This is a genomic window from Mycolicibacterium llatzerense (assembly GCF_025331195.1).
Classification (GTDB): domain Bacteria; phylum Actinomycetota; class Actinomycetes; order Mycobacteriales; family Mycobacteriaceae; genus Mycobacterium; species Mycobacterium llatzerense.
On sequence record NZ_LXOV01000001.1, the window covers coordinates 2,627,323 to 2,640,754 of the forward strand.

The 13,432-nt window shown below is 66.0% G+C and carries 13 protein-coding genes; 6 read left to right on the forward strand and 7 right to left on the reverse strand.

The window, feature by feature from the left end; all coding sequences use genetic code 11:
* The first annotated feature begins 43 nt into the window (after positions 1 to 43).
* Together rplQ and truA are read left to right on the forward strand one after the other, a co-directional pair.
* Positions 44 to 595 (forward strand): 50S ribosomal protein L17, encoded by a 552-nt coding sequence (gene rplQ, locus A7G45_RS12975; RefSeq protein ID WP_260937528.1) that lies wholly within the window; start codon positions 44 to 46, stop codon positions 593 to 595.
* Positions 579 to 1,475, forward strand: coding sequence for a tRNA pseudouridine(38-40) synthase TruA (gene truA / locus A7G45_RS12980; RefSeq protein ID WP_377042026.1), 897 nt, complete (start codon positions 579 to 581; stop codon positions 1,473 to 1,475). Before rplQ ends, truA begins: the two co-directional genes overlap by 17 nt.
* Positions 1,476 to 1,484: 9 nt before the next feature.
* On the opposite strand, the gene A7G45_RS12985 is transcribed toward truA, so the two are convergent.
* Genes A7G45_RS12985 through A7G45_RS13005 form a run of 5 tightly spaced genes read right to left on the reverse strand, consistent with a single transcriptional unit; the run spans position 1,485 to position 5,343 of the window.
* Positions 1,485 to 2,219: a cutinase family protein gene (locus A7G45_RS12985; protein WP_377042025.1), complete on the reverse strand. Its 735-nt coding sequence runs from the start codon at positions 2,217 to 2,219 to the stop codon at positions 1,485 to 1,487.
* A gap of 20 nt (positions 2,220 to 2,239) precedes the next feature.
* The gene (locus tag A7G45_RS12990; RefSeq protein WP_377042024.1) at positions 2,240 to 2,905 is read right to left on the reverse strand and encodes a cutinase family protein; all 666 of its coding nucleotides are present in this window, start codon (positions 2,903 to 2,905) and stop codon (positions 2,240 to 2,242) included.
* Between the two features lie 54 nt (positions 2,906 to 2,959).
* Positions 2,960 to 3,625: a cutinase family protein gene (locus tag A7G45_RS12995; protein WP_377042023.1), complete on the reverse strand. Its 666-nt coding sequence runs from the start codon at positions 3,623 to 3,625 to the stop codon at positions 2,960 to 2,962.
* A 56-nt stretch (positions 3,626 to 3,681) separates the two neighbouring features.
* Positions 3,682 to 4,350 carry a cutinase family protein gene (locus A7G45_RS13000; protein WP_260937533.1) on the reverse strand — a complete coding sequence of 223 codons (669 nt, stop codon included), beginning with the start codon at positions 4,348 to 4,350 and terminating at the stop codon, positions 3,682 to 3,684.
* Positions 4,351 to 4,365: 15 nt separating this feature from the next.
* Positions 4,366 to 5,343, reverse strand: coding sequence for an EamA family transporter (locus tag A7G45_RS13005; protein ID WP_260938157.1), 978 nt, complete (start codon positions 5,341 to 5,343; stop codon positions 4,366 to 4,368).
* A 120-nt stretch (positions 5,344 to 5,463) separates the two neighbouring features.
* On the opposite strand from A7G45_RS13005, the gene A7G45_RS13010 reads away from it, so the two are divergent.
* The 3 genes from A7G45_RS13010 (at position 5,464) to eccB (ending at position 9,117) form a co-directional block, all read left to right on the forward strand.
* Entirely contained in the window at positions 5,464 to 6,018 is a 555-nt protein-coding gene (locus A7G45_RS13010; protein WP_260937534.1) for a CGNR zinc finger domain-containing protein, read from the forward strand.
* Between the two features lie 116 nt (positions 6,019 to 6,134).
* Entirely contained in the window at positions 6,135 to 7,652 is a 1,518-nt protein-coding gene (gene glpK, locus A7G45_RS13015; RefSeq protein WP_260937536.1) for a glycerol kinase GlpK, read from the forward strand.
* 115 nt (positions 7,653 to 7,767) lie between these two features.
* Positions 7,768 to 9,117 carry a type VII secretion protein EccB gene (eccB, locus tag A7G45_RS13020; RefSeq protein ID WP_260937538.1) on the forward strand — a complete coding sequence of 450 codons (1,350 nt, stop codon included), beginning with the start codon at positions 7,768 to 7,770 and terminating at the stop codon, positions 9,115 to 9,117.
* Positions 9,118 to 9,162: 45 nt separating this feature from the next.
* Here eccB and A7G45_RS13025 read toward each other — a convergent pair whose 3' ends face one another.
* Together A7G45_RS13025 and A7G45_RS13030 are read right to left on the reverse strand one after the other, a co-directional pair.
* Positions 9,163 to 10,548 (reverse strand): aspartate aminotransferase family protein, encoded by a 1,386-nt coding sequence (locus A7G45_RS13025; protein WP_260937540.1) that lies wholly within the window; start codon positions 10,546 to 10,548, stop codon positions 9,163 to 9,165.
* Complete coding sequence (locus A7G45_RS13030; protein WP_377042021.1) at positions 10,545 to 11,066, reverse strand: Lrp/AsnC family transcriptional regulator; 522 nt, start codon at positions 11,064 to 11,066, stop codon at positions 10,545 to 10,547. Before A7G45_RS13030 ends, A7G45_RS13025 begins: the two co-directional genes overlap by 4 nt.
* A 114-nt stretch (positions 11,067 to 11,180) precedes the next feature.
* Here A7G45_RS13030 and A7G45_RS13035 point away from each other — a divergent pair, with 114 nt between their 5' ends.
* Positions 11,181 to 12,677, forward strand: a complete 1,497-nt coding sequence (locus A7G45_RS13035; RefSeq protein ID WP_260937542.1) for a gamma-aminobutyraldehyde dehydrogenase — start codon at positions 11,181 to 11,183, stop codon at positions 12,675 to 12,677.
* The last annotated feature ends 755 nt before the right edge of the window (positions 12,678 to 13,432 follow it).

Consider the following 13,432-nt stretch of genomic DNA (forward strand, 5'->3'; position numbering starts at 1 on the left):
CCCTACCTGATACGGGGGCCGGCCCCAATTAGGAGAAGTTGCAATGCCTAAGCCCACAAAGGGTGCTCGCCTCGGCGGGTCGTCGTCACACCAGAAGGCGATCCTGGCCAACCTGGCCACCTCGCTGTTCGAGCACGGCCGCATCAAGACCACCGATGCCAAGGCCCGGGCGTTGCGTCCGTACGCCGAGAAGCTCATCACCCACGCCAAGAAGGGCGCGCTGCACAACCGGCGCGAGGTGATGAAGAAGATCCGCGACAAGGACGTGGTGCACACCCTGTTCGCCGAGATCGCACCGCACTTCGCGGACCGCGAGGGCGGCTACACCCGCATCATCAAGGTCGAGAACCGCAAGGGCGACAACGCCCCCATGGCCGTGATCGAGCTGGTCCGGGAGAAGACCGTCGTCTCCGAGGCCGACCGCGCCCGCCGCGCCGCCGCCGCTCAGGCTGCTGCCGCTCCGGTCGAGGCTCCGGTTGAGGAAGCCGCTGCCGAGGCTCCGGTTGCCGAGGTCGAGGCTGCCGACGAGGGCATCGCCGATGCTCAGACCGCTGAGGCCGAGGCTGAGGCCACCGAGGATGAGGCCAAGTCCTAATCAGGTTGTGAACGACATGCCCGCCATCGAATCCGATGGCGGGCATGTTCGTTTACGCCTGGACATCTCGTACGACGGCACCGAATTCGCCGGCTGGGCACCGCAGGTTGGGCAACGCACGGTCGCCGGTGTCATCGAGGAGACGCTGTCGACGGTGTTCCGTGAGCCGGTGCGGTTGGTCACTGCCGGTCGTACCGACACCGGAGTTCATGCGACCGGTCAGGTCGCGCACGTCGATGTGCCGTCTGCCGCACTGGGTTTCGCCTATCCGCGCACCCGTCGCGATGGTGACCCCGAGTTTCTGCCCCTGGTGCGCCGGCTTGCGCGGTTCCTGCCCGCCGATGTGCGGGTACGCCAGATCGTCCGTGCGGCACCCGGTTTCGACGCCCGGTTCTCCGCGTTGCGGCGACACTACGAATACCGGTTGTCGTTGGCGCCGTACGGGGTAGAGCCGCAGCAGGCTCGCTTCATCACGCCATGGCCGCGACCGTTGGATCTGGACGCGATGACGGCGGCTTCGCAGGAGTTGTTGGGGCTGCAGGATTTTGCGGGCTTCTGCCGATTCCGGGAGGGTGCGACGACCATCCGGGACCTGCAACGGCTGGAATGGCAGCGCTCGGGTGATCTGGTCACCGCCTACGTGACGGCCGACGCCTTCTGCTGGAACATGGTGCGCTCGCTGGTCGGTGCGTTGCTCGCGGTGGGGGTGGGTCGTCGTGAACCCGGTTGGATCGCAGGCCTTTTGGCAGCCGACAGCCGGTCCAGCGAGTACACCGCCGCCCCGGCGCAGGGCCTGACACTGGTGTCGGTGGACTACCCGCCCGACGATCAATTGGCGTCGCGCATCACCGTCACCCGCGACCTGCGCACCCTCGGCTGACCGTCGCGGCTACGGTGCCGGTGGCGCCGGTACAGCCGGTGGTGCCAGCCGGGCCGCGACGAAGTCGGCCGCCTGGGCGACCATGCCGGAGCCGATGTAACCGTCCTGCAAGTGATTTGACCAATCGGCCTGCAGTTGGGTGATGGTCTGGGGAAGTCCGTCCATGCAGACGGGATCGGTGCCATTGCACTGGTCGATGGTCCGATCCCCGTAGACCGGGCTGATGTTGCCGCCACCCATGCGGTGGGTGACGTTGCCGAACAGCGCCACCGCGGCGATGTGAGAGTCCATCCCGGGCGGCAGCGGCCTGTCGAACCCGAATCCCTTGTTGTCCGAGGACAACGCCATGGTTGCGGACGCCGCGCCCAGCGAGTACCCGCCGATCACCAGCCTGGTGTCGGGACACCGCGACGCCATGTCCTGAATGCGTGAGCTGATGTCGTTGGCGCCCTGCGGGATTTCGATATTGGCCGGATAGTTCACCGCATAAACCCCGACATTCAGCGGTGTTTTGGCGCGCAACGCATCGACGAAGGCGGTTCCCACCCGGCCGATGCCGGGGCGTTCATTGCGGCCGCGGGCGAAGACCACCTCGACCTGCGGGCAGGGGTCGGCCGACGCGGCACCGATGAATCCTGACGGTGCGGCGGTCGTCGACACCACCAGCCCAGTGGCGACGGACGCTGCCGCGCCAACCACGGAGACGGCAGACCGAACGGAGTTCATGACGGAGCGGGGGGCCATGGCTGGAGTCTAGCCGCGCGTCACAATCGCGCCGCTACGAACTTCGCGGCCTGGTTCACCATGCCGGACTTGATGTACCCGGGCGCGAGGTGGTCCTGCCACTCGGCACGCCACCTGGAGGGGCTGCTCGGATTGCAGACCGGGTCATCGGAATGGCAGAGGTCGATGGTGCGGTTCTGGTACGTCGTGCTCAATGCCGTGATGGGTGCTGCCCAGTTGACGCCGTTGCCGAACAGGGCCACCGCCGCGATGTGCTGATCGGTGCCGCGGGGCAACGGGCTGTTGTAGGTGAACGCCGAAATGGGCACCGCGATAACCAGATCCGTGGCGGCAGCGCCCAATGAGTAACCGCCGAGCACGATCTTGGTGGCCGGGCAGTTGCGGGCAAGCCACTGCACGCGCCGGCTCATGTCATTGGCGCCCATGTCGACCTGGGTGTCCGCCGGGTAATTCACCGAGTACAGAGTGATATTCGGGCCGCGGAGCTGGCGCAGCGCGGTGACGAACGCGGCACCGACCTGTCCGGGGCCGGGCGGTTCCATCCGGCCCCGGGCGAACACGACTTCCGCTGGTGAGCAATTGGCGGCGGCGTTCGCCACACCAATGTCCGTGAGTAACACGGACATTGGCGCGGCGCCGACAGTCAGAGCGGTGATCAGCACAGCAGACGTACGGCGGCCAATCACAAATCCGATGGTATCTCGACGAATTGACGGTCTCGTCGAGAAAAGATGCCAGCCTTACAACAATCCGGCGACGAAATTGGCCGCGTCGTTGGTCGCGCCACCCGCGTACGTCTTGTGCGCGTCCACGACCTGACCGTCGGTCTGGCAGATCGGGTCACCCGGGTTGCACAGGTCGATGACCTTGCCACCCCACACCGGGCTGGCCGTCAACGGCAGGCCCAGCTTGGCGGACGGGTTACCGAACACCGCGATGGCCGCGACGTGGCCGGCGGCTTCGGGCGGCAACGGGTTGTTGAAGCCGACGCCGGGGACGGGGATGGCGCCGATGACATCCATGACGGCCGCGCCCTGCGAGTAGCCGCCGAGCACCTGCCGGGTGCCCGGGCAGTTGTCGGCCATCCACTGGATGTGGGCGCTGGCGTCGTTGGCGCCGTCAGCTGCGGCCAGGAAGTCGTATGAGGCCGGGTAGACGACGGCGTAGGACCCGACGGACCGGCCGCCGACCTTGTTGCGGAGCTGGTTGACGAACGCCCCGCCGACCTTGCCCAGGCCGGGCGCTTCGGTTGTGCCGCGGGCGAAGGTCACCTCGATGTCGGGGCAGTTCGCGGCAGCGGCGACGCCGACGGCACCCAGGGATGGCGGTGCCAGCACGGTGACGCCGGCGATGACTACGGTGGTTGCGGTGCCGGCGAAGACGCGGCGCAGTGCACTGATGATCACACCGAATCCTAACCGCGGTTCCGGATGTGGTTCGGCGCCAGGCGCTCAGCCGCCGGTCAGACGCGTGATGCGATGAACTGTGCGGCCTGTCCGATGTACTCGGATGTCTCGTAGCGCGAGTGCGCGAACGGGTTGCGGCCGCGCGAGCAGATCGGGTCGCCCCACAGGCACAGGTCGACCGAACGGTTGGAGAACAGCCCCATCGAATCCAGCGGATGGCTGAACTTGGCTGACGGATTCCCGAATACCGCGGCGGCCGAGACTCGGCTCGCGAGGTCGGTGGGCAGCGGCGGTGCCGAGCCGACCTCGCCGATCCGGTCGCCGAGCGGCGGAATGCCCGCCAGCATGTCGACCACTGCGGCGCCCTGCGAGTAACCACCCAGCACGATCTTGGTGCTGGGGCATTGCTGCGCCATCAGGGCGATGCGGTTCTGTGCGTCTGTGGCGCCGTCCTGCGCGGTGAGGAAGTCATAGGACGCCGGGTAGTCGACGGCGTAGCCAGTGACGGTGCGGCTCCCGACCAGGGGCTGCAGCGCGTCGACCAGTACCGAGCCGACGCGGCCCATGCCGGGGTCGTCGTGCGTGCCGCGGGCGAAGATCACCTCGATGTTCGGGCAGGGGTCTGCCTTGGCCGGTGCCGACGGCAACAGCGCGGAACTGGAGATGACGGCGGCGGCGATCGCGGCCACGCGGACCGACGTGCTGAGCAAGGTCACGCGGGCCATCTTCACATATCGCGCTCAGCTACGGCCAATCGTTTGCCCTGCTGGCAAACCCTCCGGGCTGTCCGGCCAGTCGTCGTGCCAGCTAGCCTCACCGCGGTCACCCTGGCGGGCGAGCGCCAGGCCCGCCAGCACCACCGCACCGCCCAGCAATTGGATCTCGGTGATGGCCTCGCCCAGCAAGGCCCAGGCGGACAGCACGGCGAACATCACCTCGGACAGGCCGACCAGGGACGCGAACCGGGGCTGCAGGCGGGCGATGCCCATGATGCCGAAGGTGTACGCCATCGCGGTCGGCACGATGGCCAGCGCGATCACGGGGACCAGCCAGGAGGTGGTCAGGCCCGCCAGCGTGGTGTCGTGGGCGGTGAAGGCGAGCGGCATGATGCCGGAGACGCCGAGGAGTGCCACCGTCACCGCGCCGACGATCAGGCCGCCGGTGGCCAGGGTGATGGAGTGCAGGCCGGTGCCGTCGGCGCTGGCCTTGTCGGACATGACGAAGTAGCAGGCGGCGCAGACGGCGGCGCCCATGCCCCAGGCGATGCCGGCGAGGCTGATCTGGGCTCCGGCGTGACTGCCGGGTCCGATCAGCCCGAGCACCAGCGTGATGCCGGCGATGGCGATCGCGACGCCGGCCAGGGTCAGGGTGCTGGGGCGGCGACGGGTCGTGGCCCATACCCAACCCACCACCAGCAGGGGTGCGGCGTACTCGAGCAGCAGCGCGACGCCGACCGGCAGGTAGGTGACGGCGTTGAAGTAGCACAGCTGGGCACCCGCGATCGGGATGGCGCCGTAGGCGATGACCGTCCCTTTGTGGCTCAGGGCTTCGCGCACCCAGCCGCGGCGCAGGATGGTCGCGACCACGGCCATGACCAGCGCGCCGCCGGTCAGCCGGGCGACCACTGCCGCGGTAGGGCTCCAGCCGGCCTCGATCAGGGACTTGCCGAGGGCGCCCGCCATCCCGAAGGTGAAGGCGGACGTGACGGCGAAGATCATGCCGGTCCGGAAGTGACCGGCTGCGGTGCCGTTCGACGCAGTCACGGGCCACCTCCGATGGTGTAATGAGTGAAGTTGAGATTGGTCATGACGCTACGGAGGGTGGGTGTAACGAGTCAAATGAATTTCAGTCATGACACGGAGCTCACGCTGCGCGCGGCATGTGTATTGGTCAACAGTGACCGCGTCGACGGTGATCAGCTGGCCGATCTGGCGGCCCTCGACGGGTACCTGAACGAGTTCGGCTGGACCGGGCGCCGCGACCGCGACGCCGACGAGCTGGCGGCGGTACACGGTCTGCGCGCGCGCCTCGGCTCGCTGTGGGCCGCGGCGGGCGACGAGGAGGCGGTGGTCGGCCAGGTCAATGCGCTGCTCAGCGACAACCGCGCCATGCCCTGGCTGACGCGGCACCCGGAGATGCCGGAATGGCACCTGCACCTGGCGGCCGACCAGGATCCGCTCGTGCAGCGCATGGGCGCCGAGATGGCGATGGCCCTCGCCGACCTCATCCGGGCCGGTGAACTCCGCCGGCTCAAGACGTGCACGGCAGCGGACTGCACCGCCGTGCTGATCGACATGTCGCGCAACCGATCCCGCATCTTCTGCGACACCGGCAACTGCGGAAACCGCCAGCACGTCGCGGCGTACCGCGAACGCCGCGCGCGCGAGAACTGACGCCCGGACGTCCGACGCGCCCTGTCTTGGTTGCCGCAATGCATCGCGTCACGCGCGTCCGTCTCCTACCGTGATGACCGACAGCGGATGCAGTGTTTGAGCGGAAGGACGGGCCATTGGCCGAATTCGTAGCGGCCATCGACCAGGGCACCACCAGCACCCGGGCGATGATCTTCGATCACTCAGGTCGTGAGGTCGGACGCCACCAGCTCGAACACGAGCAGATCCTGCCGCGGGCCGGCTGGGTCGAGCACAATCCCGTCGAGATTTGGGAGCGCACCGGTTCGGTGCTGCAGACCGCGCTGAACAAGACGCGGCTGGCGGCGTCCGATCTGGTCGCGCTCGGGATCACCAATCAGCGTGAGACCACGATGGTGTGGGACAAGCACACCGGGCGCCCGTACTACCACGCGATCGTGTGGCAGGACACCCGCACCGACCGCATCGCGTCGGCGCTGGAACGCGAGGGCCATGGCGATGTCATCCGCCGCAAGGCCGGTCTGCCGCCGGCGACGTACTTCTCCGGCGGCAAGATTCAGTGGATCCTCGAGAACGTCGACGGTGTGCGCGAAGCCGCCGAACGCGGTGACGCGATCTTCGGCACCTGCGACACCTGGGTGCTGTGGAACCTGACCGGCGGCACCCGCGGCGGCGTGCACGTCACCGACGTCACCAACGCCAGCCGCACCATGCTGATGAACCTGGAGACCCTCGACTGGGACGACGAACTGTTGTCGTTCTTCGGGATTCCGCGCCAGATGCTGCCGACCATCGCATCGTCGTCGGTATCCGAGCCCTACGGTCTGACCGCGGCCGACGGTCCGCTGGGCGCGCCGGTGCCGGTCACCGGCATCCTCGGCGACCAGCAGGCCGCCATGGTCGGCCAGGTGTGTCTGTCGGCGGGGGAGGCCAAGAACACCTACGGCACAGGCAATTTCCTGTTGCTCAACACCGGCGAGAAGATCGTGCGTTCGGAGCACGGGCTGCTGACCACGGTGTGTTACCGCTTCGGTGACGCGAAACCGGTTTACGCACTGGAGGGTTCGATCGCCGTCACCGGTTCGGCCGTGCAGTGGCTGCGGGATCAGCTGGGCATCATCGCCGGCGCTTCTGACAGTGAGACGCTGGCTCGCCAGGTCGAGGACAACGGCGGCGTGTACTTCGTGCCGGCGTTCTCGGGACTCTTTGCGCCGTACTGGCGTTCGGATGCGCGTGGGGCCATCGTCGGGCTGTCGCGGTTCAACACCAACGCCCACCTGGCGCGGGCCACACTGGAGGCCATCTGCTACCAGAGCCGCGATGTGGTCGACGCCATGGCCGCAGACTCCGGTGTGCACCTGGAGGTGCTCAAGGTCGACGGCGGCATCACCGCCAACGAACTGTGCATGCAGATTCAGGCCGACGTGCTGGGCGTCGAGGTGGTGAAACCCGTTGTCGCCGAGACCACTGCGCTCGGTGCGGCCTACGCGGCCGGGCTCGGGGTCGGGTTCTGGTCGAACCCCGACGAGCTGCGCGCCAACTGGCAGGAGCACAAACGCTGGGCACCGTCGTGGGACGACGGCCAGCGCGCGGCCGGATACGCAGGCTGGCAGAAGGCCGTCGGCCGCACCCTGGACTGGGTCGACGTCTCCTAGCGATTTGTGCACGATTTTCCGCGCTCGTCGCGGAAAATCGTGCACAAATCACCGGGGAGAATTGGCGTCGGGGCGCATGTCCGCCCGCGGTTAGGCTGCTAGCCGGGGGATGGACATGGCTCGGGGGCAGGGTGCGCAACTAGAGGCCAGCGGCCGGCGCTTTCAGATGCGTCGACTGATCCACGCGCTGGTGCGTGGTGATACCGCGATGGTCGACGAACCGATTCGCGCGCAATCGATTTCGTATGCGTCGGGATGGCTCGCCGGATTGCTGGCGGTCGCAGTGTGCGCGGTCATCGCGATCGCCTCGCCGGCCGGCGGGCTGGGGGAGGCGCCGATCGTCATGGTCCGGGACACCGGCGCGCTGTACGTGCGCATCGGCTCGACGTGGCATCCTGCGCTCAATCTCGCGTCGGCGCGGCTCGTCGCCAAGTCCGCGGTCAACCCGGTGCCGGTCAATGCTGACGCGATCGCCGCCGCGCCGCGTGGACCTCTCGTCGGAATACCCGGTGCCCCAGCCGAATTGGGCCGACCGCTCACCGCGACAGCGTGGCAGATCTGCGACAGCGGCCGGACAGTACTGCTAGCCGGTCAGGTTGCCGGCGGGCATGAGCGGACGCGGCCGATCCTGGCAACGGCAGCAGGCGAGCACCATGCGACGACGTATCTGGTGTACGACGGCAGGCGCGCCGAAGTCGACCTACGGGATCTCGCTGTGGTCCGGGCACTGCGACTCGACGGCGTCTCACCCCGGTCGCTGTCGCGGTCCTTTCTCGACCTGTTGCCCGAAGTCCCCGCCATCGCAGCGCCCGGCATCGCGGGTCTTGGGACAAAGGGGCCCGGCGGTTTCCTTGTCGGACAGGTACTTCGAGTCAACCGCGCCGATGCCGCGGAGCACCATGTGGTTCTCGCCGGCGGTCTGCAACGCGTCGGCGACGTTGCGGCCGACGTCATCCGGTTCGCCCACGGTGTGGCCGACGGCGACCTTCGGACCGTGCGACCGGCGGACATCGCCGCCATCCCGGCGGTCCACGACCTTACGGTGTCGAGCTTCCCGGAGCAGGCCCTTGCGCCTCTGCCGAGCGAGGTCCCGGTCTGCGCACAATGGCAATCGGCTTCGGGTCGCGCGGATACCGCTGTCGTACCAGGGAAACCGGCAGCGCATGAGGTCGCACTGGTGCAAGCCGACGGCGACGGTCCGAATATCGATGCGGTGGCAATACCGCCGGGACGGTACGCGTACGTGCATGCCACCGGGGTTACCGGTGGATCGGTGACCGGCCCGCTGTACCTGGTGGCGGATACCGGCGTCCGGTACGGCATCCACGACGCCGACACGGCGAAATACCTTGGCGTGGAGGGTGAACCGCTGCCCGCACCTTGGCCGCTGCTGGCCCGGCTGCCCGGAGGACCTGAATTGAGCGTGCCGGCGGCTGAAGTGCTGCGGGACGGACTGGCGCCGTAGTGGCCGATGATCCCGCGAAATCCTGTCTCGGCCCGCCTCAAGGCTCTAGAGGCGGCGCCCCGCTTCGTCGAGGACGTTGTGCAGGATGCTATAGATCTCTTCGAACTCCTTCTGGCCGCTGATCAGCGGCGGAGCCAGCTGGATCACCGGATCGCCACGATCGTCCGCGCGGCAGTACAGACCCGCCTCCCACAGTGCGGGGGTCAGGAAGCCGCGCAGCAGGCGCTCGGACTCTTCGGCGTTGAAGGTCTCCCTGGTGGCCTTGTCTTTTACCAGTTCGATGCCGTAGAAGAATCCCTCACCGCGGACATCGCCGACGATGGGAAGGTCGTACAGCTTCTCTAGCGTTGCCCTGAATATCGGGGCGTTCGCTTTCACGTGAGTATTGATGCCCTCGCGCTCGAAGATATCGAGGTTGGCCAGCGCCACCGCGGACGACACCGGGTGTCCGCCGAAGGTATAGCCGTGGGCGAACATCGTCTTGCCGTCGTTGAACGGTTCGAACAGGCGGTCGCTGGCGATCATCGCGCCGATGGGGGAGTAGCCGGATGTCAAACCCTTTGCGCTGGTGATGATGTCGGGTATGTAGCCGAAATCGTCGCAGGCGAACATCGAGCCGATGCGACCGTAGGCGCAGATCACCTCGTCGGACACCAGGAGTACGTCGTACCGATCGCAGATCTCACGGACTCGCTGAAAGTACCCAGGTGGTGGTGGGAAGCAGCCGCCCGCGTTCTGCACCGGCTCCAGGAATACTGCGGCAACGGTATCGGGACCCTCGAATTCGATGGCCTCGGCGATGCGGTCGGCGCAGTACCGGCCGAATGCCTCCTGGTCGTGTGCGTAGGCATCGGGCGCCCGGTAGAAGTTGGTGTTCGGTGCGCGAAAGCCGCCGGGGGTGAGCGGTTCGAATGGCGCCTTGAATGCCGGGATCCCGGTGATCGCCAGTGCGCCCTGAGGGGTTCCGTGGTACGCGATGGAACGCGAAATCACCTTGTGTTTACCGGGTTTTCCGGTCAACTTGAAGAACTGCTTGGCCAGCTTCCAGGCACTCTCCACCGCTTCGCCGCCGCCGGTGGTGAAGAAGACCCGGTTCAGGTCGCCCGGCGCATAGTTGGCGATGCGCTCGGCCAGTTCGATCGCGGGCGGCGTTGCGTAGGACCACAACGGGAAGAAGGACAGTTGCTCGGCCTGGCGGGCAGCTGCCGCCGCGAGCTCCTCGCGGCCGTGCCCGACCTGCACGACGAACAGGCCTGAAAGCCCGTCGATATAGCTCTTGCCCCGGTCGTCGAAGATGGTGACGCCCTCGCCGCGGGTGATGATGGGTGGGGCGATATCGGTGCCATGACGGGCGAAATGTCCCCACAGATGCCGCTTGGCCTTGGCCGCCAGGTCGGTTGAAAGTGCTTGTGCTGCATTGATTGTTGTCATCGCGTGCCCCAGTTGTATTGCTGTTTGACGAGTTTGAGATAGACGAGCGTTTCGGTGGACAGCACCCCGGGTACCGCTCGAATCTTGCTGTTGAGCAGGTCGAGCAGGTGGCTGTCGTCTTCGCAGACGACTTCGATGATGATGTCGAAGGTGCCGGCGGTCAGCACGACGTAGTCGACGGACGCGATGGCGGCAAGTTGGTCGGCGACCTTGGTGGTATCGCCGGTGCAGCGAACGCCGATCAAGGCCTGGCGTCCGAAGCCCATTTGAACAGGGTCCGTCACGGCGACGATCTGCATGACGCCGCAGTCGATCATGCGCTGGACCCGTTGGCGCACAGCTGCTTCCGACAGCTCGACCGCTTTACCGATGGCGGCGTAGGACTGCCGGCCATCCTGCTGCAGTTGCTCGATGATCTCTTTCGAGAGTTCGTCGAGCTGGAATGCGGTGCCGCCCCTCGGTTGGCTACTGCGCGCAGTCATCGCAGCGGCATCGGGCGGTGCATCTGAGATGGCCATGGCCTCGATTGTGCACGGATTCCGTCGCCTGATGCAATATCTACGACGGAATCAGTTGTAGGTGGTGAAATTTCGAGTGGAATCCGTAGTCTGGTTGAGGTAGCGTGCAAGATCGTGAGCGCAGGTCGAGGCCAGGTCGTCGCAGGTAGCTTCATCAACGGAAAGATCGTGACAACGGCCGGGAGGCCGTTCGAGATCATCAATCCGGCGACGGGTGCTGTCGTGGCGTCATATGCGCTGGCGACGCCGGCCGATGTGGACGCTGCAGTAGCCGCGGCCCGCGCCGCGCAGCCGAGCTGGGCCCGGGCAACTCCGGCCGAGCGAGCCACGGTTCTGGCGCAGTTGGCCCGACTGGCCGTCGAGAACGCCGACGAGCTCGTCGATCAGGAGGTGAGCCAGACCGGTAAACCGGTTCGGCTAGCGACAAACTTCGACGTTCCCGGCAGCATTGACAACATCGACTTTTTTGCCGGTGCCGCCCGACACCTCGAGGGCAAGGCCACTGCCGAGTACTCGGCCGATCACACGTCAAGCATCCGGCGTGAGGCGGTCGGAGTGGTCGCCACCATCACGCCGTGGAACTACCCGCTGCAGATGGCGGTCTGGAAGGTACTGCCCGCGTTGGCAGCTGGTTGTGCCGTCGTGATCAAGCCCGCTGAGATCACCCCGCTGACCACGCTCACGCTGGCCCGATTGGCCGGCGAAGCGGGGCTGCCCGAAGGCGTGTTTAATGTTGTGACCGGGCTGGGCGCCGACGTCGGCGCAGCCCTTGCCGGGCATCGTGACGTCGACATGGTGACGTTCACCGGCTCGACGGCAGTCGGGCGACGAGTGATGGCAGCAGCGGCGGTTCACGGCCACCGCACTCAGCTCGAACTTGGCGGCAAAGCTCCGTTCGTGGTCTTCGATGACGCGGACTTGGATGCCGCGATCCATGGCGCGGTGGCGGCATCCCTGATCAACACCGGCCAGGATTGCACCGCGGCGACCCGCGCCATCGTGGCGCAACCTTTGTACGACGACTTCGTGGCCGGAGTTGCCGAACTGTTCGGCAAGGTCGTCACCGGAGACCCGCATGACCCGAATACCGATCTGGGGCCGGTGATCTCGACGCCACACCGGACCAAGATCGCCGGCATGGTGGAGCGGGCGCAGCAGCAAGGCGGGCGGATCGTGACGGGCGGAACAATGCCCGAGGGTTCCGGCACGTTCTACCCGCCGACACTGATTGCCGATGTCGCGGAAGACTCCGAGATCTACCGCGATGAGATTTTCGGTCCTGTGCTGACCGTGCGGCCCTTCATTGACGACGATGACGCACTGCGGCAGGCCAACGACACCGAGTACGGGCTGGCGGCCTCGGTATGGACTCGCGACGTATACCGGGCCCAGCGGGCAGCGCGCGAAATCCAGGCCGGCTGTGTGTGGATCAATGATCACATCCCGATCATTTCCGAAATGCCACATGGCGGTTTCGGTGCCTCCGGGTTCGGCAAAGATATGAGCGCATATTCGTTCGAGGAATACCTCACCATCAAACACGTGATGAGCGATATCACCTCGGTTGCCGAAAAAGACTGGCATCGAATTATTTTCGCCAACAGGCAGTAATCCGCGCGATCGTCGACGCCAACCCGAGGCGTCGAAAGCCTTGGGGAGCACTTCACTCGTGCAGCACCCGAGGAATTCGGAGTCCGCGGAATCAACGTCAACAACGTTGCGCCCGGCCTGCTCGTCATAAAGTGTTTCCGAAGGTGCAGAAGTCGACGCGTCGTGTCCAGATATAGATGCGCCGCAACACTATTCCGCCCTGCGGTCCCTCGTCGACGGCCAGCTCGCTGAATCCAGAACTAGGCGATGGGCGCCTTGTCAATATTCGTGGGAAACGTGCGCAGTCTCGGCGCGGACACGTATTTACTCGACACCGATCTCGGATGTCCAATTCTGCTCGACCCAGCGTCAGACTAACCATATGAGCGGAATCTTCGGCTAGATTGTTTCGCTTCCCGATATGCGGCGGGCGAAGGTAATCACGAACGCGCTCAACGATGGCCAAACATGACCGACTTCTGTGACGAATGCCACGAATAACACAGCGGTCTTGTTAGCACATTTAACACTCGTCGTAACTGCTGGTAACAACCCGACCCTAAAGTTGTCGGTGGGTATTAGTAGAGCGAAAGCGGTTGTCCCGCTGGGCCACTTCGCCCTGTACACACATCAGCCGTCGGCACCGTAGCCGGCATGCGGTCCGCGCCGTGTTCGTGGACCGACCAATCACCATTGAGGAGGCCGATCAATGCCGTCTATATCCAATGTCGAGCGGCTCGAGGAACTCAGAGATTCTCAGCAGAATGCAGATACCG

Bases quoted from the DNA above. Each gene is read 5' to 3' on its own strand.
- rplQ (WP_260937528.1), top strand. From the start codon at position 44: ATGCCTAAGCCCACAAAGGGTGCTCGCCTCGGCGGGTCGTCGTCACAC.
- truA (WP_377042026.1), top strand. From the start codon at position 579: ATGAGGCCAAGTCCTAATCAGGTTGTGAACGACATGCCCGCCATCGAA.
- A7G45_RS12985 (WP_377042025.1), bottom strand. From the start codon at position 2,219: ATGGCCCCCCGCTCCGTCATGAACTCCGTTCGGTCTGCCGTCTCCGTG.
- A7G45_RS13000 (WP_260937533.1), bottom strand. From the start codon at position 4,350: ATGGCCCGCGTGACCTTGCTCAGCACGTCGGTCCGCGTGGCCGCGATC.
- A7G45_RS13005 (WP_260938157.1), bottom strand. From the start codon at position 5,343: ATGATCTTCGCCGTCACGTCCGCCTTCACCTTCGGGATGGCGGGCGCC.
- A7G45_RS13010 (WP_260937534.1), top strand. From the start codon at position 5,464: ATGAATTTCAGTCATGACACGGAGCTCACGCTGCGCGCGGCATGTGTA.
- eccB (WP_260937538.1), top strand. From the start codon at position 7,768: ATGGCTCGGGGGCAGGGTGCGCAACTAGAGGCCAGCGGCCGGCGCTTT.
- A7G45_RS13025 (WP_260937540.1), bottom strand. From the start codon at position 10,548: ATGACAACAATCAATGCAGCACAAGCACTTTCAACCGACCTGGCGGCC.
- A7G45_RS13030 (WP_377042021.1), bottom strand. From the start codon at position 11,066: ATGGCCATCTCAGATGCACCGCCCGATGCCGCTGCGATGACTGCGCGC.